The following is a 24,792-nucleotide window of genomic DNA, read 5'->3' as shown; positions in this document are numbered from 1 at the left end:
CGCATGCGTCGCACCCCCCTCTTTCTCGGGCTTCTCCTCGGCACTTCGGTGCCCATGGGCATCCAGGCCCAGGGCGTACCGATCATCGACGGCTCACGGCTCTCAAACTTCATCTCGCGTCTGGTCGAACAGGCCGAGGACGCCGTGAAGCAGGGAGATAAGCTAACCACCCGCACGGAACTCAGCGAGATCGAAGACGAGCAGCTGGCTGCCTATGAGCGTTTCCTCGCAGATACGACTGGCACGACCGACCTCAGCGGCTTCGAGACGGGGGCGGGTAGCTTCCGCTCTGCCGACGAGGTTTATCCCCTTCAAGAGACGAGCGCGGAGAGCCAGCGGCTTTTTGGCGAGGGTGAGACGGTCGAAGCGATGATCATCGCGACGGCGGCGCGCTATGAGACGCATCCCGGCGTTGTGAAGGTTGGGCTCACACCCACGACCTGGCGCATTCTCTTCCAGTCGCTGGTCAAGCAGGAGAGCGGGTTTTCAAACGCGGCGATCAGCCCGGTTGGGGCCATGGGCTTTTGCCAGTTGATGCCCGGTACCGCCGCCGATCTCGGCGTCGATCCGACCGATCCGCTGCAGAACCTTGATGGCGGTGCGCGCTATCTCGCGACCCAGCTCAACAGCTTCGGCCGGATCGACTTCGCGCTCGCGGCCTACAACGCCGGGCCCGGCAACGTCCAGAAATATGGCGGCATCCCACCCTTCGAGGAAACCCAGAACTACGTTCGCCGGATCTCAAGCTACTACGACGCCTATCTCTCGGTGATCACCGGTGCCGATGTAACTGGCACGCTGGCGGGGGTGGAGGGCGCAAGTGCCGAATGGGGCAACATGTCTTCGGCCTTTATCGGCTATTCCGGCCAGCAGTCGGGGCAGATCGAGGCGGCCATGGCTAGGATCAAGGGCTTCCTTGAAGCGGCCAAGCCCGAGACCCCGAAAGAGGCGGTCGACCACAACACCTACATGCTCGCCGAACGCGCGCGTCTCATGGCCTTGACGCTGCGACTCCGCGCAGGCGCCGTCAAGGTCGAGGCGGCCCGTGGGCTCTCCGATGCCGCGCAGTCCCTGCAATACACCACCTTTTGGGAGTACACTCCGTGATATCTGCCGTCCTTCGAATGAGGGCGCGTCTCGCGCTCGCCGTCTGCGCAACGCTTCTGGCATCACCTCTTCTGGCGCAGGGCGTGCCCGTCATTGACGGCACCAACCTCGCCAAGAACATTGAGCAACTGCAGGCGGCACTTCGCGATGCCGAAAACCAGATTGCGCAGATCGAAGAGCTGAAGAAGCAGGTCGAGACAGGTCTCGAGCAGCTGACCAACCTCGAAGGCATCCTGGGGTCGATTTCAGGCCTGAACGAAATCGCAAGCCTCTACAATTCGGTGGAGGACTTGCGCTCGCGGGCGGCCAAGATCACCGATCTCTCCGGCTTCCAGGACGCACTGACCATCGGGGACTTCGATGGGCTCCGGGACAGCCTGCTCGATGGCGATGTGACCATGGGCGACAAGATGGCCGCGGAGTATATGCGCGACACGCTGGAAGGGGCCGGACTGACCTCGGAAGCCCTGGCCGGGCTCTCGTCGTCGGAGAACCCGCAGGACAAGCTCATCGCGACGACCGCCGCCACAAGTGCCACGGCTATGGGCGTGGCGCAGCTCTCCTACGAGGAAGCCGCCCAAAGCCTCGCGCGGATCGACGGGCTGGTGGACGAAATCGCCAACCAGGATACGCTAAAGGAAAGCATCGACCTCAACACCCGGATGGCCGCCGAGACCAACTACATGCTCGGCCAGATGTGGCGGCTGAACGCGGCTGCGGGTCTCGCTGCCGGGCAGACGGGTGTGAATTGGGCGGCGGAACAGGCCAAGGAAAAGAGCTTCTTCGACTACTCGGGGGCCGAATGATGTGGCGGGCGTCTCAGCCGGTCGTGGCGGCTTTTGCCCTCCTGTGCCTTGCGAACTTCGCCGCAGCGGAAGACCTCTCTTTGGTCAGCGACGTTGAACTGGCCGAAAGAACCCGGGAAGCGGTAGTGGCGCAAGATGCCGAGGCCGCGCTTGACCTCTTGACCGAAATGCAGCGGCGTGGGACCGGGATTTTTGCCAATGCAGACAAGCCTTCCTGCGAAGAGGTGATCAACCTACCGGACGGAATCACCGACTGGAAGTTCCGCGCGGTGGCTCGCCAAGCCTATTTCCGCGTGGCGATGTCGCAGCGGCTTGAAGATGGCTCCTGCGCTTGCCTCTTCGACGGCTTCAGCTTCGACGCTTTCGTAGAGGCCGTATTGGGCAAGTCGACGGCGGAACTGACAGATGCAGACCGTCCAGTGCTGGAACGCATCCGCGATGAAGATCGGCGCGCGACCGAAGCGCGGTTTCGAGACCTCGAGCAAAGCTGTCGGGCCAAGTGATCCATGGCCATCATCGCCGACATTCTGACCCAGGTCGATGCCGCCGCAACTGCGGTTGGCGCTACGGCATTTGATGCCGTGGCGGCCGAGATCGTGCCGGTCTTCCGGGTCGGGTCGGTCCTTGTGGTGGCATTGGTCGGGATAAACCTGATGGCGCAAGCCGTCCCAATGACCCTTCGCAACGGGCTCGGCCTGATGGCACGCATCGCCGTGGCCTCGGCATTTCTGTCATCCTGGGCCAACTTCAATTCGGTCTACGGCGTCCTGACCAATGCTCCGAGCGAGATCGGGGCGGTCGTAATGAACGCGTTCGGCGATCGGTCGGGCAACCTCTATGAAGGTCTGGATGCCCTCTACCTTCAAGCCCTCGATGTAGGTCAGGCGATCAGTCAGAATGGCAGCTATATCACCGGTGCCCTCGCGGGTCTCCTGATGTTCCTTGTGGCAGCCCTCATGGCGACGGTGTCGATCATCGTGATCTCGGCTGCGAAGATCATGATTGGTGTTCTCGTCATCTTCGCACCCGTCGCAATCGGCTGCACGCTTTTCAAGGTGACTACCCCGCTTTTCGACCGGTGGGTGAACCTCGCCCTCGGCTTCGCTCTTTACCCAATGCTGACGTCCGGCATGGCGGCCTTCACGATCTACATCGCGGAGGACTTAACCCCGGCCTCCCTCGCCTCGGTGGAAACCATCGGCGATGTTCTGAGCTTTGTGGTCGTCATGATGCTCGGCACCGGCCTCATGGCCATGGTGCCGACGATCGCACAGTCCCTCGCGTCGACCGCGACCGGTCTCGGCAGTGTCGCTGCCTCGACCTTCCGCACAGCGGACAACGCCAAAGGTTACGGACGCACCGGTATCGCCTCCGGGATCGGCGCGGGCCGGGGAGCCGCCGGATTGGATGCGGGTGGTCGCCGTCCATCGGATGCCCGCCTCAACGGCAACACCGCCGGACAAATCGGGCGGTCCGCGGTGCAGACCGCGATTCGGCTCGCCAGCCGGGCGCCGGACAAGAGCTGATGCCCCAGAATTCGAGAAGTGGAGGACCGCCCATGGAGGCGCATGGATTTGATGTCGATCTCGTTCTGGAGCCCCGCCTCTCGGCCAGGCGCGCCTGGATCGTCGCGAGTGCTGCTAGCGGGCTGAGCCTGATCCTTGCGACCGCGTTGGTCCTCGTCCTGCCCTTGCGGGAAACCCAGGTCTTCACCGTCCTCGTTGATCGCCAGACCGGAGACGCTGAAAACATCCTGCAGGTCGCCCCGACCGGGATCGAGGACCAGGAGGCGCTGAAGCAAAGCCTCCTCGTGGCTTACGTCTCAGATCGCGAAGGCTATTTCCTCGCAGGCATTCAAGCCCGGCTCGAGAGCGTCCAGCGCCGCTCCACAGGGGGCGCGGAGGAAAGTCTGCGACTTCTCTGGTCGAAGGGCGGCGGCAATTCTGCCTATCCGCCCGATGTCTATGGGCCCGGTGCGGAAGTCACGGTGACCGTGCGCCGGATCACGTTCCTTTCGCCGAACGTCGCCCAGATCCGTTTCCTGAAAACCTTGCGCAAGACGAAGCAGGAGCCGGTGACCCAGCCCTTCGTTGCGACGGTCGAATTCGCCTTCGAGCCAAAGACCGAACGCTCTCTCGCCCATGTCTGGGAAAACCCGCTCGGCTTCACTGTCTCGGCCTACCGCGTCGACGCAGAAACCCTGGAGACCAATCCATGACCCGATCTCTCCACCTCCCGGGACTTGCCTTCGCCTGCGTCCTCGTCGTCGCGAGTGTTTCCACTGCCGAAGTCGCCCCCGCCTCAATGGGCGCGGATGTCCGTGTCCGGTCGGTCCTCTACAACCCCGTCGATGTCATCCGGCTCGACACGCATCTTCGTGTGAACACCGCCATCGAACTCGGTGCGGGCGAGCGGATCGACTCGGTCCTTCTTGGCGACAGCGAGGCCTTCGAGGTCGAGGTGCTTTCGAACCGCACTACGGTTTCCGTGAAACCCCTGATCGCCGGGGCGGAAACCAACATGACGATCTACACCGGGCGGCGCACGATCTCGCTGTCGATCAGCGAGGGCAGGTCTCGTAACCCGACGTATCGTCTGGTCCTGCGCTATCCCGAAACCGGCACGAGCCGGACAGCCCGCAGCACGGTGGCCGCAGGTTCGCGCGACATCGGTTACGCCTGGTCGGGCGACGTGACCCTGAAACCCGTCCATATCTGGAACGATGGGCAAGCGACCTACTTCGCCTTCGCGCCAGGTCTTCGGCCTTCGATCTTTGGCGTCGATGCGACGGGCCGCGAGGTGACGCTGAATTCTGGGACGCAAGGCAGCATCGTCCGCGTATCGGGGCTGCGCTCCGCCTATTCGATCCGGATCGGCACGCAGGTTCTATGCATCGAGCGGATGGATGGCGGTGTGACCACCGACCCGGCTTTGCTCGCCAAGCTTCAAGGATGGGAGTTCTGACATGGCGCAACCGGAGATGACCGATCCGCAGAAGGGCGCTGAGCTGGACTACAAGGTCGAGCGACCGAAGCCGAAGCTGACCCGCCAGCAAAAGCTTGGCATGGGTGCGCTGCTGGCAGGGGCAAGCCTTGCGGCGCTCTGGACGGTCTGGCCCTCTGCCCAAGCCATTCCCGATGTGGAAACCTCGGCCGTCGAAGAATTCCAGGATCGGGCGGGAGGCTCGCCTTTCGGAGCAATTGAGCCGCGACCGGAAGCGAAGCCCGATGGAGATGGGTTCTCCGACATCGAAGGGGAACTGGCCTCGCAACGCGAAGACCTCGAAGCGCGGAACGCCACGCTCCAGTCCGAGGTCGAACGGCTGCAGCGCGAGTTGGGTGATCTTGCCGACAGGGCCGATGCCGAAAAGGACGAGACGGCCAAGGAACTGGCGCTCGCGCTGGAAGAAGCGCAGTCGCAGAACCTTGCCCTGATGGAAGACATGCGGCGTCAGTTCGATCAGGAGATTGCCGTGCTAAAGGCAGGTGCCGATACCGCTGGTGCCGCTGAATCTACGCGGGAGGCCGAACTGGCTGCCAAACGTGCCGAGCGCGAGGCGCAGCTTGCGGCCCGTGTGGCCTCGCCTTCTGTCGTGTTCGACGATGGTCAGAAGGGTGGGGCAGGGGATGCCGGGATGGGGATGCCCGAGGCCCCTGCCGAGGGCCGAGATGCGACGGGTCGGGATTTCGTGCAGTCGGGGCGGGAAGCCACCGCGACCGAAGTCAGCCAGGTGATTGCCAACCCGTCGAACACCGTCCTGCAAGGCACCATGATCGAGGCAACCCTGGAGAACGCGGTCGACTCGAGCCTGCCCGGCCAGCTCACGGCGATCGTGACCCGGCCGGTCTGGTCCTTCGATCAGGCCCAGATCCTGATTCCCGCCGGCTCGCGTCTCTTCGGCGACTATTCCTCGGACGTGGCGATTGGTCAGGGTCGCATTCTTGTCGCTTGGAGGCGGCTCGTCACCCCGGATGGGCAGTCCGTGCAGATGGAGGCTTTCGGTGGGGACGCCCAGGGTCGCTCCGGCCTCACCGGCGAGGTCAACACCCGATTCGGCGCGCGGTTTGGGTCGGCTGCGCTCATCTCTCTTCTCGGGGCCGCCCCCGCCGTTGCCGCCGCGAAATACACCGACGAGATCAGTTCAGATACAGCCGAGAGCATGGGCGAAGACCTGAGTGCTGCCATGGGCTCGGCGGTCGAGGCCTACACGAGCCTGCCGCCGATCATCACGGTCGCCCCCGGGGCCGCGATCACGGTCATGGTCGACCGCGATCTGGAAATCTGGTGATGGACGATCGGCCGAGCTTCCTTGGGACATACCTCACGCCGATCGCGCCGCTGTTCCTGCGCGACAACCTCGTCGAAGTGGCGATCAATCCTGACGGCAACGTCTGGATCGAGCGGAAGGGCGCGACCCACATGGAGCGGATGGCACATCTGACCATCGACCGGGTCCTATCGAACAATCTTGGTCATGCCATCGCTTCAGCGGTCGGCGTGCAGTTCTCCGAAAAGAAGCCGACTGTGTCAGGCAAGATCGTCTGGGGCGACATTGCGATCAGGGCGCAGGTTGTGGCACCGCCCGTCGTGGAAGGCGGGATGGCCATCACCTTCCGGCCGTTTAAGGTCGCAGCCGATCAGCTGATCGAACCACGGCTCTTGCATGGTGGGCTTGTCGATCTGGACGCGCGGCGACGGGCGCGAGCAGCCGAGGCGATGAAATTTGCTGAGGCTGGGCATGTCATCGACGCAATGCGGCTGTGTGTTGAGGAACGTATGAACCTTCTGATCTCCGGCGGCACCTCGACCGGTAAGACGACATTCGCTCGGTCTTTGTTGTCGATGGTGAACCCAGCCGAGCGAATCCTGACCATCGAGGATGCCTATGAGCTGTTCCCCCGTCAGGAGAACGCGGTAGCGCTCAAGGCGGATCGCAGCGGCCACGGCGAACGGACGCCTGCGCGGCTACTGGAAGCCTCCCTCCGGATGCGGCCGGATCGGATCATCTTGGGCGAGTTGCGGGGCGAGGAAAGTCGCACCTTCCTCGAGGCGATCAACACGGGACACGGCGGGTCGTTTACGACCATCCATGCAGATACGGCGCGAAAAGCCATCGACCGGCTGGCGATCATGGTCATGGCTGCCGGGCTCGGAATGGGATTCGAGGAGGTGAAGCGGTACTGCGAAGGGAGCGTGGACTTGGTGGTGCAGCTCTCCCGGCAAGGTGGTAGCCGGGGGGTGGCGGAGATACTGTGCCTGTAACGCGACGTCGGATGCGCGGGAATCAACTGTAAAGCGCGGCGGGTTGAAGCGAGCCTTGGCTTCGCAAAAGGCGGAAAGCGGACATCCGACAGTTCTTAGAGCAAAGCGCACAGCTAGACTGTACAGCCATTCACTACCTCAGGACCGGCGAACGGATAGACGGCTATCCGAAAAGGAGAGCGGAAACACTTTGCGCTTAGCGGATTTGTATTGTTGTGTGCGTCGTCCCGTAGCCAAATGACCTTCACAGCTGGGAGGCGGCACGGGCCGTGATTGCACTGACTACACTGCGGACCACCGTCGCCCCATCCGACGGGGGAATCTCGCGGGGGTCTGTGCCAACGATACCCCACAGGGGCGAAGCGGGATCGAAACGGTCGATGTCATCCGCGGCAGATCCCAACTTGGAAAGGTCAATCAACCCCTCCGTCAAACCAGCAAGCAACGTGGTCTCGAACAATCCTGCGTGGTCTGGCGGAAATTTCGGGACGTCAGCACGGTTGACGGCGAAGGCTTTGACCTGTGGCGGGTGGCCGGTTGCGTTCCAGCCCTCAGCCATCGCGTCGATCATTTGCAACTGCTCGTCCGCGAAATGACCGGAGAAAATCACGACTTCCTGAACGCCCAATTGACTGAGCCTTCGCAGGGTTTGGGTCAAGAGGGCCTCGATTTCCACGCGTTCGGACATCATCACAGTCCAAGGAAAGTCTCTATGACCGCCACCCGTGCCATAGTAAAGGACCGGCCAGACCAGGCCGCCGGTTTCCTCTGCTGCGAGCAGGCAAAGGCCGTGCGCGGTCAGGGCGTCAAGCCCGACTGGAAGGTGGTGGCAATGCCATTCGATGGTGCCGAGCGGGAGATAGATCAATGAGCGTTCGGCCAACGCAGCTTCGATCTGGTGCGGGCGCAGGCGTTCGATCTGTCTCATCGGTAAAAGTTCCTCACCCAGGCGTGTCGCGGCATCTTGGCCAGAAGGTCATGCGGAAATTCGGCGCCATCGCTGTAGCGGATGTTCATGTCCACTTCGTCCGGCGACTTCATGCCGGGGATCAGAACCGACACTGCGTCATGCGCCAGAACGTAACGCATCGCCGCCTCGGCCAGGTTGGAATAGTAGGGTGCAACATCGGACTTCAGCGCGGCCACTCTCGCCAGGGTTTCAGCAAAGCGGTCGCCCCGGAACATCTGATGCGGCTGCGAGCCGGGCTCGAAGTTTTCGTAACTGCTGTCGGTCCATTGCCCGATCAGTGACCCGGAATCCAGCGGAACGCGTGCGATGATCGCGGTCCCGCCGGCTCTGGCTGCCGGGAACAACGCGTCACGCGGTGGCTGTTCGAACATGTTGAAGATCACCTGCTCGGACGCCACCAACCCCAGCCGGGCCAGCGCTACTCCTTCCTGCGGCTGGTTGTCCCGGAGTGAAACGCCGATCTGGTCAATCTTGCCCTCGGTCCGCAGGTCGCTCAGGGTTTCCAGCCAATCCAGTTCGCGGTGACCTGCCGGACCCCACGAATGGAGTTGGAATAGGTCGATCCTTTCGACACCCAACCGTCGCAAGGAGGCGTCAACATTTGCCCGCAAATGCCAGCTCGGAAACCGCCCTCGCATCTCGGGCGCAAGATCTTCCGGGTTCGGCCAGACTGTCGGCTGAGCCTTCGTCGCGACATAAATCTTGGCCCCCCGCCATTGTCGGAGCGCTTGCCCGATCACGGATTCCGAATGCCCCGCGCCGTAAAGCTCTGCCGTATCGACGAAATTGATCCCGGCTTCGAACGCGTGCAGAAGGGTGCGGATAGAGGCTACATCATCGACACGGCCCCATTGTCCGCCGATCTGCCAGCCACCAAACCCGATCTCCGACACCTGCCAGCCGGTTCGCCCGAACGCCCTGTACTGCATGAAGCCCTCTTGTTTTCCGCAAGGGAATAGGGGCCGGCGGCCTCATCGCATAGCCCGACGTTGATCGAAATCCATCAGCCGGGCACCGAGTCGGGCAGGTTCTGCGGGCCATAAAGCACTATGGGTACGGTGGAGGTGTAGGGCGGCGCCAGATCGGTTACTCCTTCAAAGCCGAAATGGTTCAGAAGCACCTCCAGTGCGAACTGAGCCTGCAATTCCGGGCTTTGGTCAATCGTCAGGGTCATCGTCCCTTCGCGCAGACTGACATGTGTGAAGGGCGTCAGTTCATGACCGATGAAGAGCGGGCGTGAAGGCAGAATGTCCGACTTGATCGCCCCCACCACACCCCGGTTGCCCGCGCCGATGTTGTAAACCGCCACGGTCGAGGGATTGCGGCGGAAAGCCTCCTTCAGGCGCACTTCAGAGCGGACTGCGTCATCGCCCCCTTCAACCACCTCGGCCACAACCAGTTTACCGGTCTCTGCCAGCTGATCCTTTAGTCCATACAATCGCTCAGCATGGGATTGGAAACCCAGGTGATTGCAGAGCACGACAATCGACCCGGGCCGGGCCATCAGGTCCAGGAAATACCCCGCCGAGCGTCCCGCCTTGTAATGGTCGGTCCCCGCATAGGCCAAGCGCGCCGATCCGGGCAGGTCCGAGATCATCGTGACCACTGGCCGACCCTGCCTTGCCAGATCGGCAATGGCAGCGCGGATCAGGGGATGGTCCTGCGCATAGACGATGGCGGCGTCATAGCCGCTTAGGTCCAAGGCCGCGACGATGGTTGCAGGTTCTTCGTCCTCCAGGACGGTCCGGTGGATCGCGAGAGAGTGGTTCATGCGTTGGGCAAGGCGGCGGAACTCGAACCCCATACGCCGGATCAGGGGCAGTTCTGGCCGCGCCAGAATCACGTTCAGGCGAACGATGCTATGGTGCGACGAAGGCAGAATCCGCTTCAATCCCAAGGTTCGCGCGGCATCCAGAACGCGTTTGCGAACATCGTCACTGACATTGCCGCGGTCGTTGATCACACGGTCCACGGTGGCGCTGCCCACGCCCGCCAAGGCCGCGACATCAGAAAGTGTCACTCTGGAAGAGGTTTTTTTTGCCATTATTTCAATGCTTTAGATTTTTCTGGTCCACCGTTGATTGAAATCAATCAATGCGCCCCGCGACATTTTGTCAAGCTTCGATATGACTCTGCGCCAGAAAGGTCGCCTCGGAACAGAGGTTGACCGACATCAGGGGAAAGGGCGCGCCAAGCGTCCACAGATATCGAATGACGTCCTTTGACGCTGCAAATCCCCGGACTGGAGTACAGTCCTGGACTGACTTTCTGGTGCCAGCGGCATGGACAATTGGGCGGGACAGAAAGATGGACGATCTCAAATTCGGCACGCGCAACAAGCGGGGGGACTATGCCCCCAACGCCCGACTGGAAAGCGCACCCCTGTTCGTCTGGCCACCGCGCCCGGCCAAACTTCTGGCGTGGTTGCCGCATTACTTCCTGCCGTGGAACGCGCTGTTCTTCGCCTTTGGTTCTGTGATCTGGTTCTATGCGACCCCGGCGAAAGAGACCTTGGCCAATTTCGACTGGCGCTGGATCGGCTACCTGTGGCTGCGCAACTCCGCGATTGTGTTTGTGCTCTACGGCCTGATGGAACTTCGGCTCTACATCCGCCGCGCGCAAGGCAACCGGTTCAAGTTCAACGGACTGTTCCCGGCGGACAAGAAATCCGACGTATTCCTCTTCAAGAGCCAGAACATCGACAACTTCGTCCGCAGCTTTGGCACCGGGGTGCCGATCTGGACGGCTTATGAAGTCGTCATGCTGCACCTCTGGGCAATCGGCTGGGGACCTTGGACCACGTTCGAGGCCAACCCTTGGGCTTTGGTGATCTTGGGCCTGCTGATACCCCTAATTCATGAAGCGCATTTCTTCTGCATTCACTGGCTGATCCACCAGGGGCCGCTCTACAAATACGTCCACTCGGTTCACCACAACTCGGTCAATCCAAGTCCGTGGTCCAGCTTGTCGATGCACCCGGTCGAGCATCTGCTCTACTGGTCTGACATCCTGATCCACCTGGTGTTCCCGTCGCATCCCCTGCTGGTCCTCTACCACCTTCAACTTAGCGGCACGGGTGCAGTCGTGGGTCACATCGGGTTCGACAAGGTCGAGGTCGGCGAGGGCGCGATCAACACGCAGGCCTACTCCCACTACCTGCACCACAAGTATTTCGAGGTGAACTACTCAGACGGGCTGGTGCCCTTCGACCGTTGGTTCGGGACGTTCCACGATGGATCCAAGGATGGAGAAGCGCAGATGGAGAAGCGCTTTGCGGCAAAACGAGCTCGAATGAACAAGACGCAAAGCTGACCTCGGAATCTTCGGTGGCGATTTGAGGAGTCGACGCCGCTGATGGCCCGAACTGGGCCAGACTACGAAAAAGCAAACCCCGTCCAGATGGGCGGTTTCAGGGAGGAGAATACCCAATGACGATCAAGAAAACCCTTATGCGGCTGGCGATGACCACCACCGCAATTGCCTTTGGCGCCACGATGGCCTTGGCCGATGGCGCCGTGATTGCCGTCGTTGGCGGCAAGGCCGATGACCCGTTCTTTGCCAAGGTAAAGAAGGGCATCGACGACGGCACGCTGGTCGTTCAGGCCCATGGAGGCACTGTCAACTATCTGATGCTGCAGAACTATGACAACATCGGTGGCGACGCGGCGAACCTCGTCCGCACGGCCATTTCGCAAGGTGCCTCGGTCATCGCGGTGCCGAACTGGGTGCCGGATGCTCAGGACGAGGCGATCAAGGCGGCCCAGGCCGCCGGCATTCCAGTCATTTTGTATAACTCGGGCGGTGCCGACAAGGCGAAGGAGCTGGGCGCCATCAACTACATCGGCAACGAGGAATACACAGCGGGCCTGGCGGCCGGTGCCTATTACGGCAGCCATGGCTTCAAGAATGTGATCTGCGTCAACACCGTTCCGGGCGCGCAGAACCTGGAAGACCGCTGCAAGGGGGTGTCTGACGGAATTGGCAAGGAAGGTGGCGTTTCGACCCAGCTTCCCCTGCCTGCCTCGGCCTTTGGCGATCCGACGGCGGTCGCCGAAGCTATCAAGGCTACTCTGCTTGGCGACCCAAGCATCAATGGTGCGATCACCATCTCGGCGGGCGACGCGAACTCTGCCGCCACCGGGATCGACCAGGCCGGTCTGACCGGTAAAGTTCAACTCGCCTCGTTCGACATGGATGGCACGGGCTTGGACCGGATCAAAGCGGGCACTCAGCTGTTTGCGGTGGACCAACAGCCTTGGCTGCAGGGCTTCCTCGCGGTCACCATGGCGGATGCCTATGTAAACTACGGTCTGGCCATTGCCTCTGCCCCCGTGCTGACCGGACCGGGGATCGTGGACAGCGCCAACATCGATGCCACGCTGGCGGGTGCCGGCGCAGGTTATCGCTGATCCCTCCAGACCTTTCGGCCCGAGGCTTGATCGCCTTGGGCCGGAAACCCTGATGTTCGGCAAAAAGCGCGCCAGGCGCTATGATCCGCCGACGAAGACGCCAATCGGAGACAGTCATGACCGACCCCAACCCACGCATGTCGCTTGGCGCCTTGCTGCGCCGACCGGAAACAGGATCTTTTTTGGGCCTGGCTGCGGTCTTTGTCTTCTTCTGGATCTTTGGTGGTTCAAATTTCGCATCTCCCAATGGTGCTGCAAGCTGGCTGAACGTGGCCGCCTCTCTGGGCATCATTGCGATCCCAATCGGGCTCTTGATGATCGCCGGGGAGCTGGACATTTCCATCGGCTCCATGGTTCCAGCCGGTTCGATGACCTGCGCGATTATATCGGGGCATTTCGGGCTACCCATCGTAGTGGGGATCGGGGCGGCGCTGGCCCTCGGGGCAATGGTCGGATTGATCAATGGGCTTCTGGTGGTCAAAACTGCAGTCCCGTCCTTCATCGTGACTCTGGGCACATTGTTTGCCGTGGCGGGCCTGCTGCTGGGTCTGGCGGTGATTATCACCGGCACCACCAGCGTGAAGCTTCAAGCCGGGCCGGAGGCTAAGCTTCTGCTGGGCCATTTCATCGGCGGCGTTTTTCAGGTCACCATCTTCTGGTGGATCGCGGCCGCAGCCTTCTGGGCCTTCGTCCTTCACTACTCGAAGTACGGGAACTGGATCCTGGCCATGGGTGGCGACAAGGTCTCGGCGCGCAACGCCGGCATTCCAACCGACCGCGTAACGATCATCCTCTTCATGTGCTCAGGCATGAGCGCGGCCTTCGTGGGCCTCAGCCAGGCGATCCTTTACAACTCGGCGCAAGTCTCGGCGGGTCAGTCCTATATCTTTAACGCCATCATCTCTGTCGTGGTCGGTGGCGTGCTTCTGACGGGTGGCTACGGTTCCATCTTCGGCATCGTGCTGGGCACTCTGACCTTCGCCATCGTCAACCAGGGCATCTACTACACCGGGTTTGACGCCAACTGGGCCAGCCTGATCATCGGCATCCTGCTTTTGGTTGCCGTCCTGATGAACAACACCTTCCGCAAGATGGCGCTGTCCTATGCGCCGAAGAAGAAAGGGGCCAAGGCATGACCGCATCCATCGTATCGCTGAAAGGCGTCAACAAAAGCTTCGGACCCATCGATGTGCTGCATGACATCAATCTGGAGGTCCGCGCTGGCGAAGTGCTGTGTCTGCTCGGCGACAATGGCGCCGGAAAGTCTACGCTGATCAGGCTCTTGTCCGGCGTGCATCAGCCGACTTCTGGCGAAATCCTGATGGATGGTGCGCCAGTTCGCTTGACCACGCCACGTGAGGCTGCAGATCGCGGCATCGCCACCGTGCACCAGTTTGGTGGCACGTTTCCCCTGATGAGCATCGGCCGCAGCTTTTTCGTCGGGGTCGAGCCGACGAAAGGATGGGGGCCATTCAAGGTTTTTGATCGGAAGTTTGCAAACGAAGTCGCGGTGAAAGCCGTGCAAAGCTTTGGCATCACCCGCATCACAGATGGGGACCGCCTCGTTGGTGGCCTGTCGGGGGGCGAGCGGCAATCACTCGCCATTGCCCGCGCAGTTCATTTCGGGGCGCGTGTTCTGATCCTTGACGAGCCCACGGCGGCACTCGGTGTGAAGCAGGCCGCCCACGTTCTACGCATTGTCAACGAGGCCAAGAGGCGCGGTCTCGCCGTGGTGTTCATCACCCACCAGGTCATGCACGCCATGGCTGTGGGCGACCACTTCGCCGTTCTCATCCGTGGTGCCGTCGCATCAGATTTCCGCAAGGGCGAGAAGACACGTGAAGAGATCACCGACCTGATGGCCGGCGGCGAAACCATGGCCACGCTGGAAGCCTCGATCGAAGGCTACATGGCCAGTCATGACGGGCACCCGCCCTCACCCGCGCACTGATCTCCCTGGAAGGCTGCCTCCTCCCCGATGGCCTTCCCTCACCCGGGCCGGATTGCCCTCCGGCCCGGGTCCCAGATCAACCCAAGCAAGATGTCCAAGTCGGGAAGAATGACAACAAGAATTGCCGTAATCGGCGCGGGCCTGATGGGGGCCGACCACGCAAGGATCGTGGCTGAAGACCTGCCGGGCGCGACCCTGCAAGTGGTCTGCGACATGGACCAGTCTCGGGCAAAGTCCGTCGCCGACAGCCTTGGCGCCACTGATGTTGCCAGTGTTCCCGAGGCCGTGATTGCCCGCGCCGACGTCGATGCCGTGATTGTCGCCAGCCCCGATTTCACGCACACACCGCTGAGCCTGGCATGCATCAAGGCGGGCAAGCCGGTGCTTTGTGAAAAGCCCTTGTCGCAAAAGCCTGCGGAATGTCTTGCCGTGATGGCCGCCGAACAGGCCGCTGGCCGCCGTTTCGTGCAAGTCGGTTTCATGCGCCGGTTTGACCAATCCTATGCCGAGATGAAAGCCGCGCTGACCCAAGGCCACCTTGGCCGCGCGCTGATGATGCACAACTTCCACCGCAACGTGGAAACGCCGTCAGCCGATTTTACCGGCGCGATGGCGATCACCAACTCGGCCCCGCATGAGTTTGACGTGGTCCGCCATGTGCTGGGTTGTGAATACACCAGCATATCCGCCTTTCAGCCCAAGCGGTCGGATGCGCGGGTGGCCCCGGTCGTGATGGTGCTGGAAACCACCGAAGGCCAGTTGGTCACGATCGAGATCAACAATAACGCGGCCTACGGCTATGACGTGCGCGCCGAACTGGTGGGTGAGGCTGGGTCGGTTGCCATGAACAACGTGGCCTATACCCGCACTGACATGCGGCTGGCCTCTTCCACCCGATATGACGCTGACTGGCGCAGTCGGTATCACGAGGCATATGTCCGGCAGAACCGGGACTTTCTGCATTTCGTCAACACGGGCGAATTCACCAAGATCGGCTCCAGTGCCTGGGATGGCTATGCCGCAGCGCAGGTTGCCGAGACCGGCGCGCGCGCGCTTACGTCCGGGACCAAGCTCGCCGTCGAAATGATCGCCAAACCGGAGTTCTACGCATGAAACTGGGATTTGTATCCGACAGCCTCGGCGGCATGTCGTTCACCGAAATGCTGGACCACGCTGCACGCATGGGGGTGTCCGGCGTCGAAGTGAACACCTGCGGCTGGTCCACCGCCCCGCATTTCGATCTGAAGGCCATGCTGGGCGATACGTTTGGTCAAAAGGCGTTTCTCAAGGCCTTTAGCGACCGCAGGCTGGAGGTGATCAGTCTGAACGCCAACGGGAACCCCCTGCATCCCACCGATCCGAAGCAGGGAGGTGACCTCCGCGATACCATCCGCGTCGCCGGGCAAATGGGGATCAAGACCGTCTGCACCATGTCGGGACTTCCAGCTGGATCGCCCAATGACCAGATGCCGAACTGGGTCGTCTCCTCCTGGCCGCCCGAAACGCAGGAAATCCTTCGGTATCAGTGGCAGGAAAAACTGATTCCGTTCTGGGCCGAAATCGTGGAGCTGGCCAAGGTAAACGGCGTCGAGAAGATCGCGCTGGAGCTTCATGGCAACCAGTGCGTCTACAACGTCCCCAGCCTTCTGAAACTGCGCGACGCCGTTGGTCCCGTGATTGGTGCCAACCTCGACCCCAGCCATCTGTTCTGGATGGGCGCAGACCCGCTGATTGCGGCGGAGCGACTTGGCGACGCCATCTATCACGTCCACGCCAAGGATACCTTCCTCAACGCTCCCGTGCAGGCCACCACCAGCCTGTTGGAGAACGGCAGCCTGATGGACATTCCCGCCCGCAGCTGGAGCTACATCACCCTTGGCTTTGGACATGGCGAGGAATGGTGGCGGCAGTTCTGCTATCGGCTGAAGATGGGCGGCTATGACGGCTGGCTGTCGATCGAGCATGAAGACGTGCTCTTGAACTCGCTGGAAGGGCTCGAGAAATCCGTGTCGCTTTTGCAGGGCGTCATGCCGAAGGCCCCCGCCGACTACCAACCTCAAGCAATCTGAGAGAGACGACATGGCCTGGATTGATGCCTGCTCGACCGACGATATCGACGCCGAAGACGTGATCCGCTTTGACCACGGCGGCCGCACCTTTGCGATCTTCCGCAACCATGAAGATGGCTATTTCTGCACCGATGGCCTTTGCACGCATGAAGACATCCATCTGGCCGATGGGCTGGTGATGGAGAACACCATCGAATGCCCGAAGCATTCCTCGATCTTTGACTTCACCACCGGCGAGGTTGAGACCCCGCCGGCCTGCAACAACCTGCACTGCTACAAGACGAAGGTTGAAGGCGGGCGCGTGCTGGTGGACATCTGAAATGGCCTTTCAGCTTGCCGCCTGCGCGGAGATGCTATGGCGCGACCGCCCGATCTCATGGCGGGCAAGTCGCCTGAAGGACATGGGCTTCGGCGTCGGCCTGTGGAACTGGACAGACTGGGATGTGACGGCGCTGGAACGCACGGGCGCGACCTTCACGATCATGAACGGCTATCTCAAGGGGAGGCTGACCGACAAGGACGGTGCCGCGGCGCTTTTGAAATCGGCGCGCGAAACCGCGATCATCGGCAAGAGACTGGGCGTTCAAAGGTTGAACCTGCATGGCACCGGGTTGGGCGATCTTGGCCTGCCGATCCCCCATCTGGCCAGTTTTGCCCCGGGGATGGAAATCAGGGCTCGCGATACGCTTCACCGCATCTGCGACCTGGCCGAGGAACTTGACGTGACCTTCACGCTTGAGAACCTGAATCTGCGCGAACATCCAGGCTGCCCGTTCAATTCGACTGCTGCGGTTCTGTCGCTTGTCTCAGCTGTCAACCGACCACGCCTTCGCATTAATCTTGACCTTTACCACACGCAGATTGGTGAGGGTGACGTTATCCGCTGGGCAGAGGCCTGCCTGCCTTGGATCGGGGAAATTCAGGTTGCCGACAATCCCGGGCGCTGTGAACCCGGGACAGGAGAGATGAACTGGCCGAGCATCGCCCGCGCCCTCGACGCTATGGGTTACAATGGCCCTGTCGGCATGGAGGCATACGCTGCCAAGGAGCCCGAAGCCGCGCTTGAGGCATTCCGGGCGGCGTTCACGGTGTAGATGATGAGCGGTGTCGTCATCATCGGTGCTGGAGAATGCGGCGTGAGGGCAGCCTTTGCCCTGCGCGAACACGGATATGTGGGAGAGGTCACTCTGATCGGGGCCGAGGTCGCGCTGCCCTATGAACGCCCGCCGCTCTCCAAGACCGGCGAAATAGCAGCGATCCGAACAGCGGAGGCCTATTCTGACAAGCGAATAGCGCTGCGCCCGGGCGCATTCGTGACCAACATCGACCTCGGCACTCGTCTGGTTTCGCTGAAAGGCGGCGAGGCCATGGCCTATGATAACCTGCTGCTTGCGACGGGCGCGCGGGCGAGGCTGTTTCCCGGGATGGAGGGTTGCTTAACCCTGCGCACTAATCTTGATGCGCAAGTGATCCTGTCGCGCCTGACGCCCGGCGCAAAGATAGGCATCATCGGGGGTGGCTTTATCGGCTTGGAGCTTGCGGCGCGGGCGCGCCAGGCAGGCGCAGAGGTGACGGTCGTTGAAGCGGGTCCACGTCTTCTGGGTCGCGCCGTCCCGCCGCAGATTGCGAAAATCTTGCATGAAAGGCATGCCCTCGAAGGAGTTAGCCTCAAACTTGAAACCGGCGTCGTCAGCGCGAGTTCGGACCGGATCGATTTGGTCGACGGGTCCTCGATGAAATTTGACACGGTGATCGCCGGTGTGGGCGCGGTGCCAGAGACGGGACTAGCTGAAGCTGGCGGATTGGTAGTTCAGAACGGGATCGTCGTCGATGGCGATTTTCGGACCTCGGCGCCCGACGTCTTTGCTGCAGGCGACTGTTGCAACTTTGACTGGCGTGGTCAGCGGGTCAGACTGGAAAGCTGGAAGGCCGCACAAGATCAGGGCGAGCATGTCGCGCTGGCAATTCTGGGGAAGTCGGTTCCGTACAACAAGGTTCCGTGGTTCTGGTCGGATCAATACGATCTGAGCCTTCAGGTCGCCGGGATCTTCGATCTGGGCGCGCCCATTCATAGCCGTTCAACTGGCGATGACACGACCGTCGTCTTTCAGTGTGACGCTACGCAAAACCTTGTCGCAGCGGCAGGCATCGGGCCCGGCAATGCAACGTCCAAGGACATCCGGATATTCGAGAAGCTCATCGAGCGGCGGACAATCGTCGACGCGGGCCGATTGGCCGATCCCTCTCAAAACCTGAAGCGGCTGCTTGCCGCCACCTGAGCCAAAAAGGAAAGCCCCATGTATCACAACCGTCCCCTCGTCCAGGACCTGCGCGCGATGAAGAAGCGCGGCGAGAAGATCTCGATGCTCTACGTTCAGACCAAGGAAGAGGCCGCCGCGGCGGCGGCGGCGGGCATCAACATGCTGTCGATTGAAGGCCGCTTCTTTGATGCCGAGATGCGCGAAGCGGCGGGCGATTGCTTTGTGCAGGTCGGTCTGCCTTATGGCGGATGGGGCCCGTTGCATGGCACCTTCCTGACAACGGCCGAGGAATATCTGAGGACGGCGTTCAAGTTCTCGTCCCTTGGCGGCGACGCCTTCTATTGCTCGGCTTCGTACGACATACAGAAAACCCTTGCCGACAACCATCTGGCGGTTGTCGGCCACATCGGCCTTGTGCCGTCCTATATCACCTGGACCGGCTGGCGTGCTGTCGGAAAGACTGGGGATGAGGCCGCTGCACTGTGGCGCCATACCCAGATGCTGGAAAAGATCGGGGTTTTCGCGGCTGAGCTGGAGGTGGTGCCAGACCGCGTCGCGCAATACCTGACGGAGAACTCCAGCTTGATCATGCTGGGCATGGGGGCAGGCAAACATGCCGACGCCCAGTACCTGTTCACCGAGGATGTCTGCGGCTACGGCGTCAATCACAAGCCCCGTCACGGCAAGGTCTATGCAGACATGGGGCCGAAGCTGAAGGCCATTCAAGACGAGCGGATCGCGGCTTTCAAAGCGTTCAAGGCCGATGTCAACGCTGGCGGGTATCCCGGGCCTGAACATACCGTCGCGATCAAGGACGACGAGTTCGACGCCTTCCTGTCATCTGTGAAAGGCTGACCGATGCTCAAGATCGGGGTGGTTGGCTATGGCACGGGCGGGCAGCATTTCCACACGCCCTTCATTGCGGCGGCAACAGGTTGCACCCTAACCGCCATCGTTGCGCGGGCGCCGGAAACCGTTGCCAAAGCCCGTGCCGACTGGTCTGACACCCCGATCTACCCCAGCCTTTCTGCGCTGATTGCTGCTGGTGTCTGTGACGCCGTGACGATTACCACTCCACCCCAAACACGGCGCGAACTGGTGCTGGAGGCAATTGCCGCCGGTTTGCATGTCATTGCAGATAAGCCCTTTGCCCCCAATTCTGAAGCGGCGCTGGAGCTGGACCGTGCCGCGTGGGCAAAAGGTGTGGTTCTTGGCGTCTATCAGAACCGCCGGTTTGATGCAGATCTGCAGACCCTGAAAAAGCTCATCGACGACGGACGATTGGGCCAGGTCTGGCGGATCGAAAGCCGCATGGATCAGGACAGTCCGCAAACCGTCGAGCAGGGGCCAACGGGCGGCCTTTTGCGAGACTTGGGCAGTCATGTCGTCGATCAGATGATCTATCTGCTCGGCCCCGTATCGGCCGTGGACGCGCAGTTGGATCATGTCGACATGCCCGGCGGGAGAACGGATGTTGGCTTCACCATCACTCTGCGGCACGAAAGCGGTGCCCATAGCCACTTGTCGGCCAGTAAACTGAACCACCTCGACTGCCGCGAATTGCGCGCCTATGGCGACAAGGGTGCCTATGTCTCTTTAACTACGGATGTTCAGGCGCAAGACATCTTCGCCGGACGACGCCCGGTCGATGATCTTGAGGGTTGGGGGCGTGAGCCTGAGGCGAACTGGGGAACTCTCTACAGTGCGTCGGGTCAACAGCGCATTCCGTCCGAACAGGGCCGGTATCACGACTATTACGAGGCCTTTGCAGCCGCTGTCCGAACTGGCGCGGCCCCGCCTGTAACCGCCGATGAAGGCGCCCGAACACTGGCGGTGTTGGACGCGGCGCGCCAAAGCGCGGCCGAGAGCCGCTCGATCACTCTCGCGTCACCGCAGGCCCGACCAGGAGGGACGGTCTAGGAATTGGCACCTGTAACAAACGTGGAGACTGCAGCCCGAGTGCACCGTCGGAGGTCCGCCTTCACGCTCCACTTGACTGCAAGTCAGCCCACCCCTTTCAAGAGCCGTTTAAGGGCCGCATCATCCAAGGAGACCGAAATGAGCCTTCACCGTCTATTCCCACGTGTTGAAGACAATTCTCAAATGGGCGCGGTTTGATCCTATGGCGCCGGTTCAACGCATTGACGGCAAAGCCTTTGCCGCCCGGATGACCACGCGGATCGCGGACGAAGTAAGGTCTTTGTTCGACGAAGCCGGGTTGAAACCCGGTCTGGCCGTCGTGCTGGTGGGCCATGACCCCGCCAGCCAAGTCTATGTGGGTGCCAAGCACAAGGCGACCATCGCCGCAGGTATGAAATCCTTCGAGCATCGCCTGCCCGCAGAAACGTCGGAAGACGTGCTGCTGGGCCTGATCGCGCAATTGAACGCCGATCCGAACGTGCACGGAATCCTGGTGCAGTTGCCTTTGCCCGCGCATTTGGACGCCTCCGCCGTCATCGCTGCGATTGATCCTTCCAAGAATGTCGATGGGTTTCATGTGGTCAACGCCGGACAGCTGGCGACCGGACAGGACGCTCTGGTGCCCTGCACGCCACTTGGCTGTCTTTTCCTGTTGCAGGACCATCTGGGCGACCTGTCGGGCCTGCATGCCGTGATCGTCGGTCGGTCGAACATCGTCGGCAAGCCGATGGCGCAGTTGCTGCTCGGTGCAAACTGTACGGTGACCATCGCTCATTCCGGATCGCGCGATCTGCCAGCCCTATGCCGGACGGCCGACATCCTGATCGCAGCGGTCGGACGACCCGAGATGATCCGCGGCGACTGGATCAAGCCCGGTGCGACCGTGATCGACGTTGGGATCAACCGCATCCCAGACGGAGACAGCACGCGCCTTGTGGGGGATGTGGCCTTTGCTGAGGCAGGCCACGCTGGGGCCATCACCCCGGTGCCCGGCGGCGTGGGTCCGATGACAATCGCGTGCCTGCTTCAGAACACACTGACCGCCTTTCGCCGCAAGCTCCCGGCAAAAGCCTGACAACAGGACCTACCATGAACACTTCTCCTTCCCGTTTCGCCCTTCGCGTCACCTGTCCCTCAACCCGCGGGATCGTCGCAGCGATCTCCACCTATCTGGCAGAAAGTGGCGGCAACATCACCGACTCTGCCCAGTTTGACGATGTTGGGACGGGGCGTTTTTTCATGCGGACCAGCTTTGTTTCAGAAGAGGGGCGGAGCCTTGCCGACCTTAAAAGTGGCTTCGCGCCAATTGCCGACCGCTTCGGCATGGACTTTTCCTTCTTCGATGAAGCGGCCAAGCGCAAAGTTGTTGTCATGGTAAGTCGCTTTGGCCACTGCCTGAATGATCTTCTCTACCGCTCGCGTATCGGGGCGCTGCCCGTGGAGATCGTGGGTGTCATCTCGAACCACATGGATTATCAGAAAGTTGTCGTAAATCAGGACATTCCCTATCACTGCATAAAGGTGACCCCTCAGAGCAAGGCTGAGGCCGAAGCGCAGCAGATGCGGATCGTGGAGGATTGCGGCGCGGAACTGATCGTGTTGGCGCGCTACATGCAGGTGTTGTCGGACGAGATGTGCCAGAAGTTCTCAGGTCGGATCATCAACATCCACCATTCCTTCTTGCCCAGCTTCAAGGGCGCAAATCCCTACAAGCAAGCCTTTGAAAAGGGCGTGAAGCTCATCGGGGCTACTTCGCATTACGTCACGGCCGACCTAGATGAAGGTCCGATCATCGAGCAGGACACCATCCGCGTTACTCACGCACAGTCGAACGAGGACTACGTCAGCCTCGGGCGCGATGTTGAATCTCAGGTTCTGGCACGGGCGATCCACGCACATGTCAACGGACGGGTATTCATAAACGGCCATAGAACATTAGTCTTTCCAGCGTCTCCAGGCTCCTACGCTTCGGAGCGTATGGGTTGAGCATGGAGGACACAGAGATTTGCCCCTTTATGCCTAGCGGGCAGGGCGCCGCTCGACTGCCCGGTCCACTAAATGCACCAAGATTGGTCGACCCTAGCCTCATTTTGCGAACGACTTACTGCCACTCGACCGGTGGTTCGGAGCTTGGCGCGATAGCACCGCCGAAGGTGATCAGGGCATAACGGACCGCTTTCTTCACGCACGAACCGGGAGCGTGCGACCAACTCGTGCGCCAGCGGAAAGTTTCTTAAACCCCTCCGCCGCACGCTCTAGACTAGCAGCGTCGGGAGTGGCCCCTTGTGACGCCGACAGACCTGACAGTTTGCCGACCGCTACTTTGCCCGAAACCATGCTCGCACCAAACGCCATTGACAGCGACCTCCCGTTCCTTGCCCGATCAATCGGCCCAAAGTGTCGATCCGAATAGTATCGGATGTGCCGCGCGCGGATCGGATACTGCCCTTCGGGCAGAACCAGGACCTCATCCAGCGGAAACCGCAGCACTTCGTTTGCCGAAATCAACGGCCGCTCCTCCGAACGCCGGCTCACATTCGCACTGTCCTCGAGCGCCCGAACCCGCGATTGGCTCTCGGTCACGGCAGTGATGGTGGAACGCCCCAAGGCATTCGACAGAACCTCGGCTGTGCGGTCATCCTGCGGGGTCATGTAGATCTGCACGCCCGCGCCACCCTGCAGGGATCGCCGCCCCGTTTCGCCATAAATGTCGTCGAGGCCTGGAATGGTCTGGGAGATGATGAAGAAACGCCCCCCGAAGCTGCGGATCGTCTTGATCGAGGAGAGAACCAGGGGCTGGCGGCCGAGCTGGTCGAACTCGTCCATCAGGAACATAACGGCATGGGGTTCATCTGGACCCGGCTCGCGGCGCTGGAGAGAGGCGATGGCATCCGCGAAGAGAAGGCGGACGAGGGGTGCCAGTGTTTTCAGGTGCTCCGGCTGGACGACGATGTAGAGACTTTGGGGATCGCGGCGGAAGGTCGAGAAGTCGAAGTCGCTTGCCGAGGTCACACGGTCCACTGCGGGGTCGTTCCAGAGTTCGAGACCAGATCCTTGAATGACGGACACATAAGCCCCGAGGGTCTTTTCCGGGACGTCGGCCATCTCGAGAAATGTGCGGGAGACGATCGGGATGTTGGTCGTCTCAGCGATGGCGGTGTAGCTCTTCTTCTTGTCGCCACCCCCGGCCATGATCTCACCGGCAAAGCCCAAGGTCTGGCGCCGCTGTTCGATGGCGTAAAGGCATGAAGCGATGAAAAGCCGCTTGCCGGCATTGAAAAAGCTCTGCGCGCTTTCGCCTTCGGGGATGAGGAAGAGATCGGACATCGAGTTCAGCGCGGTGTACTGACGCTCGGCAGAGGGCAGGGCGGCGATGCGGGCGAGGGGGTTGAAGCTATGCGATCCTCGGTCATCGTCGAAAGGCGAGAAGTACCAGATGCCGTTTTTTAGGCCGTGCTTGCGGTGGATCGAGGTTTTGGCGAAGTTCTCGCCCTTCACGTCGAGGATGATCGCCGAGCCTGAGAAGTGGAGGAGGTTCGGGATGACGAAGCCGACGCCCTTCCCCCGGCCGGTAGGTGCAATCATCATCGCGTGGGGGAAGCGGTCCGGCGGCGCCATCACGAAGGGCGCGTCGGATTTCGGGAGACCGAGCTTGCCGAAGATGAAACCGTTCTGATCGAGGGTCCCGACCATGTGGTTGCGTTTCAACTCCCTACGGGACTGGAAATGCGCATCGTCATATTGGTTGAGGCGGCCGCGATGCACCCCGGCGAGACCGACAAGCATCATGGCGACGGTCACGGCGCCGGTGATGATCAGTGCGCCCTGCAGGACCGAAGGCCGCGCAGCGAGATCTGCCCAGGCGTATCGAAGGAACCAAGGGCCTATGGGGCTCAGGGTGTCGAGGCTCTCCCGGAAGGCCGTGATCACATAGATCGTGGCAAGCATGCCGCCGATATAAAGACCGGTCAGCAGACCAAGAAGCAGCGCCAGCGGATACCGCCAGGCGGTGTCGAGATTCGAAAGCATAGGTCTGT

The 24,792-nt window shown here is 61.3% G+C and carries 25 protein-coding genes; 21 read left to right on the top strand and 4 right to left on the bottom strand.

The window, feature by feature from the left end; all coding sequences use genetic code 11:
• Nucleotides 1-3: 3 nt before the first annotated feature.
• Genes GU927_RS18055 through GU927_RS18020 form a run of 8 tightly spaced genes read left to right on the top strand, consistent with a single transcriptional unit; the run spans nucleotide 4 to nucleotide 7,175 of the window.
• On the top strand, nucleotides 4-1,107 hold the full coding sequence (locus tag GU927_RS18055; RefSeq protein ID WP_161763841.1) for a lytic transglycosylase domain-containing protein: 1,104 nt from the start codon (nucleotides 4-6) through the stop codon (nucleotides 1,105-1,107).
• Nucleotides 1,108-1,124: 17 nt separating this feature from the next.
• A complete protein-coding gene (locus GU927_RS18050) occupies nucleotides 1,125-1,913 on the top strand; it encodes a type IV secretion system protein (protein WP_161763840.1) in 789 nt (262 codons plus the stop codon).
• Entirely contained in the window at nucleotides 1,910-2,416 is a 507-nt protein-coding gene (locus GU927_RS18045) for a hypothetical protein (protein WP_161763839.1), read from the top strand. Before GU927_RS18050 ends, GU927_RS18045 begins: the two co-directional genes overlap by 4 nt.
• Before the next feature lie 3 nt (nucleotides 2,417-2,419).
• Nucleotides 2,420-3,439, top strand: a complete 1,020-nt coding sequence (locus tag GU927_RS18040) for a type IV secretion system protein (RefSeq protein ID WP_161763838.1) — start codon at nucleotides 2,420-2,422, stop codon at nucleotides 3,437-3,439.
• Between the two features lie 32 nt (nucleotides 3,440-3,471).
• Complete coding sequence (locus tag GU927_RS18035; protein ID WP_161763837.1) at nucleotides 3,472-4,131, top strand: virB8 family protein; 660 nt, start codon at nucleotides 3,472-3,474, stop codon at nucleotides 4,129-4,131.
• Nucleotides 4,128-4,877 carry a TrbG/VirB9 family P-type conjugative transfer protein gene (locus GU927_RS18030; RefSeq protein WP_161763836.1) on the top strand — a complete coding sequence of 250 codons (750 nt, stop codon included), beginning with the start codon at nucleotides 4,128-4,130 and terminating at the stop codon, nucleotides 4,875-4,877. Before GU927_RS18035 ends, GU927_RS18030 begins: the two co-directional genes overlap by 4 nt.
• 16 nt (nucleotides 4,878-4,893) lie before the next feature.
• The gene (locus GU927_RS18025) at nucleotides 4,894-6,201 is read left to right on the top strand and encodes a TrbI/VirB10 family protein (protein ID WP_217765720.1); all 1,308 of its coding nucleotides are present in this window, start codon (nucleotides 4,894-4,896) and stop codon (nucleotides 6,199-6,201) included.
• Nucleotides 6,201-7,175, top strand: coding sequence for an ATPase, T2SS/T4P/T4SS family (locus GU927_RS18020; RefSeq protein WP_161763834.1), 975 nt, complete (start codon nucleotides 6,201-6,203; stop codon nucleotides 7,173-7,175). The genes GU927_RS18025 and GU927_RS18020 overlap by 1 nt, the downstream gene beginning before the upstream one ends.
• Nucleotides 7,176-7,419: 244 nt before the next feature.
• Here GU927_RS18020 and GU927_RS18015 read toward each other — a convergent pair whose 3' ends face one another.
• The 3 genes from GU927_RS18015 to GU927_RS18005 all read right to left on the bottom strand — a co-directional run bounded on the left by GU927_RS18015 (nucleotide 7,420) and on the right by GU927_RS18005 (nucleotide 10,189).
• Nucleotides 7,420-8,103: a creatininase family protein gene (locus GU927_RS18015; RefSeq protein ID WP_161763833.1), complete on the bottom strand. Its 684-nt coding sequence runs from the start codon at nucleotides 8,101-8,103 to the stop codon at nucleotides 7,420-7,422.
• Nucleotides 8,100-9,074 carry an aldo/keto reductase gene (locus GU927_RS18010; protein WP_161763832.1) on the bottom strand — a complete coding sequence of 325 codons (975 nt, stop codon included), beginning with the start codon at nucleotides 9,072-9,074 and terminating at the stop codon, nucleotides 8,100-8,102. Before GU927_RS18010 ends, GU927_RS18015 begins: the two co-directional genes overlap by 4 nt.
• Nucleotides 9,075-9,148: 74 nt before the next feature.
• Nucleotides 9,149-10,189, bottom strand: coding sequence for a LacI family DNA-binding transcriptional regulator (locus GU927_RS18005; RefSeq protein WP_161763831.1), 1,041 nt, complete (start codon nucleotides 10,187-10,189; stop codon nucleotides 9,149-9,151).
• 263 nt (nucleotides 10,190-10,452) lie between these two features.
• Here GU927_RS18005 and GU927_RS18000 point away from each other — a divergent pair, with 263 nt between their 5' ends.
• From GU927_RS18000 to purU, 13 genes are all read left to right on the top strand, one after another.
• A complete protein-coding gene (locus tag GU927_RS18000; protein WP_161763830.1) occupies nucleotides 10,453-11,457 on the top strand; it encodes a sterol desaturase family protein in 1,005 nt (334 codons plus the stop codon).
• Between the two features lie 116 nt (nucleotides 11,458-11,573).
• Nucleotides 11,574-12,554: a substrate-binding domain-containing protein gene (locus GU927_RS17995; protein WP_161763829.1), complete on the top strand. Its 981-nt coding sequence runs from the start codon at nucleotides 11,574-11,576 to the stop codon at nucleotides 12,552-12,554.
• A gap of 116 nt (nucleotides 12,555-12,670) precedes the next feature.
• On the top strand, nucleotides 12,671-13,690 hold the full coding sequence (locus GU927_RS17990; protein ID WP_161763828.1) for an ABC transporter permease: 1,020 nt from the start codon (nucleotides 12,671-12,673) through the stop codon (nucleotides 13,688-13,690).
• The gene (locus tag GU927_RS17985) at nucleotides 13,687-14,505 is read left to right on the top strand and encodes an ATP-binding cassette domain-containing protein (protein WP_161763827.1); all 819 of its coding nucleotides are present in this window, start codon (nucleotides 13,687-13,689) and stop codon (nucleotides 14,503-14,505) included. Before GU927_RS17990 ends, GU927_RS17985 begins: the two co-directional genes overlap by 4 nt.
• A gap of 90 nt (nucleotides 14,506-14,595) precedes the next feature.
• Entirely contained in the window at nucleotides 14,596-15,618 is a 1,023-nt protein-coding gene (locus GU927_RS17980; protein ID WP_232489268.1) for a Gfo/Idh/MocA family protein, read from the top strand.
• Nucleotides 15,615-16,574 (top strand): sugar phosphate isomerase/epimerase family protein, encoded by a 960-nt coding sequence (locus GU927_RS17975; protein ID WP_161763826.1) that lies wholly within the window; start codon nucleotides 15,615-15,617, stop codon nucleotides 16,572-16,574. Before GU927_RS17980 ends, GU927_RS17975 begins: the two co-directional genes overlap by 4 nt.
• 10 nt (nucleotides 16,575-16,584) lie before the next feature.
• Entirely contained in the window at nucleotides 16,585-16,893 is a 309-nt protein-coding gene (locus GU927_RS17970) for a MocE family 2Fe-2S type ferredoxin (protein ID WP_161763825.1), read from the top strand.
• Between the two features lies 1 nt (nucleotide 16,894).
• Nucleotides 16,895-17,668 (top strand): TIM barrel protein, encoded by a 774-nt coding sequence (locus tag GU927_RS17965; RefSeq protein WP_161763824.1) that lies wholly within the window; start codon nucleotides 16,895-16,897, stop codon nucleotides 17,666-17,668.
• Nucleotides 17,669-17,671: 3 nt separating this feature from the next.
• A complete protein-coding gene (locus GU927_RS17960; protein ID WP_161763823.1) occupies nucleotides 17,672-18,853 on the top strand; it encodes an NAD(P)/FAD-dependent oxidoreductase in 1,182 nt (393 codons plus the stop codon).
• An 18-nt stretch (nucleotides 18,854-18,871) separates the two neighbouring features.
• Entirely contained in the window at nucleotides 18,872-19,690 is an 819-nt protein-coding gene (locus tag GU927_RS17955; protein ID WP_161763822.1) for a 3-methyl-2-oxobutanoate hydroxymethyltransferase, read from the top strand.
• Nucleotides 19,691-19,693: 3 nt separating this feature from the next.
• Nucleotides 19,694-20,755: a Gfo/Idh/MocA family protein gene (locus GU927_RS17950; RefSeq protein ID WP_161763821.1), complete on the top strand. Its 1,062-nt coding sequence runs from the start codon at nucleotides 19,694-19,696 to the stop codon at nucleotides 20,753-20,755.
• Between the two features lie 202 nt (nucleotides 20,756-20,957).
• The gene (gene folD / locus GU927_RS17945; protein ID WP_161763820.1) at nucleotides 20,958-21,830 is read left to right on the top strand and encodes a bifunctional methylenetetrahydrofolate dehydrogenase/methenyltetrahydrofolate cyclohydrolase FolD; all 873 of its coding nucleotides are present in this window, start codon (nucleotides 20,958-20,960) and stop codon (nucleotides 21,828-21,830) included.
• A gap of 14 nt (nucleotides 21,831-21,844) precedes the next feature.
• Complete coding sequence (purU, locus tag GU927_RS17940) at nucleotides 21,845-22,741, top strand: formyltetrahydrofolate deformylase (RefSeq protein ID WP_161763819.1); 897 nt, start codon at nucleotides 21,845-21,847, stop codon at nucleotides 22,739-22,741.
• A gap of 195 nt (nucleotides 22,742-22,936) precedes the next feature.
• On the opposite strand, the gene GU927_RS17935 is transcribed toward purU, so the two are convergent.
• Complete coding sequence (locus GU927_RS17935; RefSeq protein ID WP_161763818.1) at nucleotides 22,937-24,784, bottom strand: type IV secretory system conjugative DNA transfer family protein; 1,848 nt, start codon at nucleotides 24,782-24,784, stop codon at nucleotides 22,937-22,939.
• Nucleotides 24,785-24,792: the final 8 nt, after the last annotated feature.

It is taken from the genome of Paragemmobacter amnigenus (assembly GCF_009908265.2).
GTDB lineage: Bacteria > Pseudomonadota > Alphaproteobacteria > Rhodobacterales > Rhodobacteraceae > Paragemmobacter > Paragemmobacter amnigenus.
This window is presented reverse-complemented; position numbering and strand designations above follow the sequence as displayed.

What these genes read in the sequence shown, in the direction of transcription:
- GU927_RS18015 (WP_161763833.1), bottom strand. Translation starts at nt 8,103, where the DNA reads ATGAGACAGATCGAACGCCTGCGCCCGCACCAGATCGAAGCTGCGTTG.
- GU927_RS17970 (WP_161763825.1), top strand. Translation starts at nt 16,585, where the DNA reads ATGGCCTGGATTGATGCCTGCTCGACCGACGATATCGACGCCGAAGAC.
- GU927_RS18020 (WP_161763834.1), top strand. Translation starts at nt 6,201, where the DNA reads ATGGACGATCGGCCGAGCTTCCTTGGGACATACCTCACGCCGATCGCG.
- GU927_RS17965 (WP_161763824.1), top strand. Translation starts at nt 16,895, where the DNA reads ATGGCCTTTCAGCTTGCCGCCTGCGCGGAGATGCTATGGCGCGACCGC.
- GU927_RS17995 (WP_161763829.1), top strand. Translation starts at nt 11,574, where the DNA reads ATGACGATCAAGAAAACCCTTATGCGGCTGGCGATGACCACCACCGCA.
- GU927_RS18050 (WP_161763840.1), top strand. Translation starts at nt 1,125, where the DNA reads ATGAGGGCGCGTCTCGCGCTCGCCGTCTGCGCAACGCTTCTGGCATCA.
- GU927_RS17935 (WP_161763818.1), bottom strand. Translation starts at nt 24,784, where the DNA reads ATGCTTTCGAATCTCGACACCGCCTGGCGGTATCCGCTGGCGCTGCTT.
- GU927_RS18035 (WP_161763837.1), top strand. Translation starts at nt 3,472, where the DNA reads ATGGAGGCGCATGGATTTGATGTCGATCTCGTTCTGGAGCCCCGCCTC.
- GU927_RS17960 (WP_161763823.1), top strand. Translation starts at nt 17,672, where the DNA reads ATGAGCGGTGTCGTCATCATCGGTGCTGGAGAATGCGGCGTGAGGGCA.
- GU927_RS17985 (WP_161763827.1), top strand. Translation starts at nt 13,687, where the DNA reads ATGACCGCATCCATCGTATCGCTGAAAGGCGTCAACAAAAGCTTCGGA.
- GU927_RS18010 (WP_161763832.1), bottom strand. Translation starts at nt 9,074, where the DNA reads ATGCAGTACAGGGCGTTCGGGCGAACCGGCTGGCAGGTGTCGGAGATC.
- GU927_RS17950 (WP_161763821.1), top strand. Translation starts at nt 19,694, where the DNA reads ATGCTCAAGATCGGGGTGGTTGGCTATGGCACGGGCGGGCAGCATTTC.
- GU927_RS18055 (WP_161763841.1), top strand. Translation starts at nt 4, where the DNA reads ATGCGTCGCACCCCCCTCTTTCTCGGGCTTCTCCTCGGCACTTCGGTG.
- GU927_RS18000 (WP_161763830.1), top strand. Translation starts at nt 10,453, where the DNA reads ATGGACGATCTCAAATTCGGCACGCGCAACAAGCGGGGGGACTATGCC.
- GU927_RS18040 (WP_161763838.1), top strand. Translation starts at nt 2,420, where the DNA reads ATGGCCATCATCGCCGACATTCTGACCCAGGTCGATGCCGCCGCAACT.
- GU927_RS17975 (WP_161763826.1), top strand. Translation starts at nt 15,615, where the DNA reads ATGAAACTGGGATTTGTATCCGACAGCCTCGGCGGCATGTCGTTCACC.
- GU927_RS17990 (WP_161763828.1), top strand. Translation starts at nt 12,671, where the DNA reads ATGACCGACCCCAACCCACGCATGTCGCTTGGCGCCTTGCTGCGCCGA.
- GU927_RS17955 (WP_161763822.1), top strand. Translation starts at nt 18,872, where the DNA reads ATGTATCACAACCGTCCCCTCGTCCAGGACCTGCGCGCGATGAAGAAG.
- GU927_RS18030 (WP_161763836.1), top strand. Translation starts at nt 4,128, where the DNA reads ATGACCCGATCTCTCCACCTCCCGGGACTTGCCTTCGCCTGCGTCCTC.
- folD (WP_161763820.1), top strand. Translation starts at nt 20,958, where the DNA reads ATGGCGCCGGTTCAACGCATTGACGGCAAAGCCTTTGCCGCCCGGATG.
- purU (WP_161763819.1), top strand. Translation starts at nt 21,845, where the DNA reads ATGAACACTTCTCCTTCCCGTTTCGCCCTTCGCGTCACCTGTCCCTCA.
- GU927_RS18025 (WP_217765720.1), top strand. Translation starts at nt 4,894, where the DNA reads ATGACCGATCCGCAGAAGGGCGCTGAGCTGGACTACAAGGTCGAGCGA.
- GU927_RS18045 (WP_161763839.1), top strand. Translation starts at nt 1,910, where the DNA reads ATGATGTGGCGGGCGTCTCAGCCGGTCGTGGCGGCTTTTGCCCTCCTG.
- GU927_RS17980 (WP_232489268.1), top strand. Translation starts at nt 14,596, where the DNA reads ATGTCCAAGTCGGGAAGAATGACAACAAGAATTGCCGTAATCGGCGCG.
- GU927_RS18005 (WP_161763831.1), bottom strand. Translation starts at nt 10,189, where the DNA reads ATGGCAAAAAAAACCTCTTCCAGAGTGACACTTTCTGATGTCGCGGCC.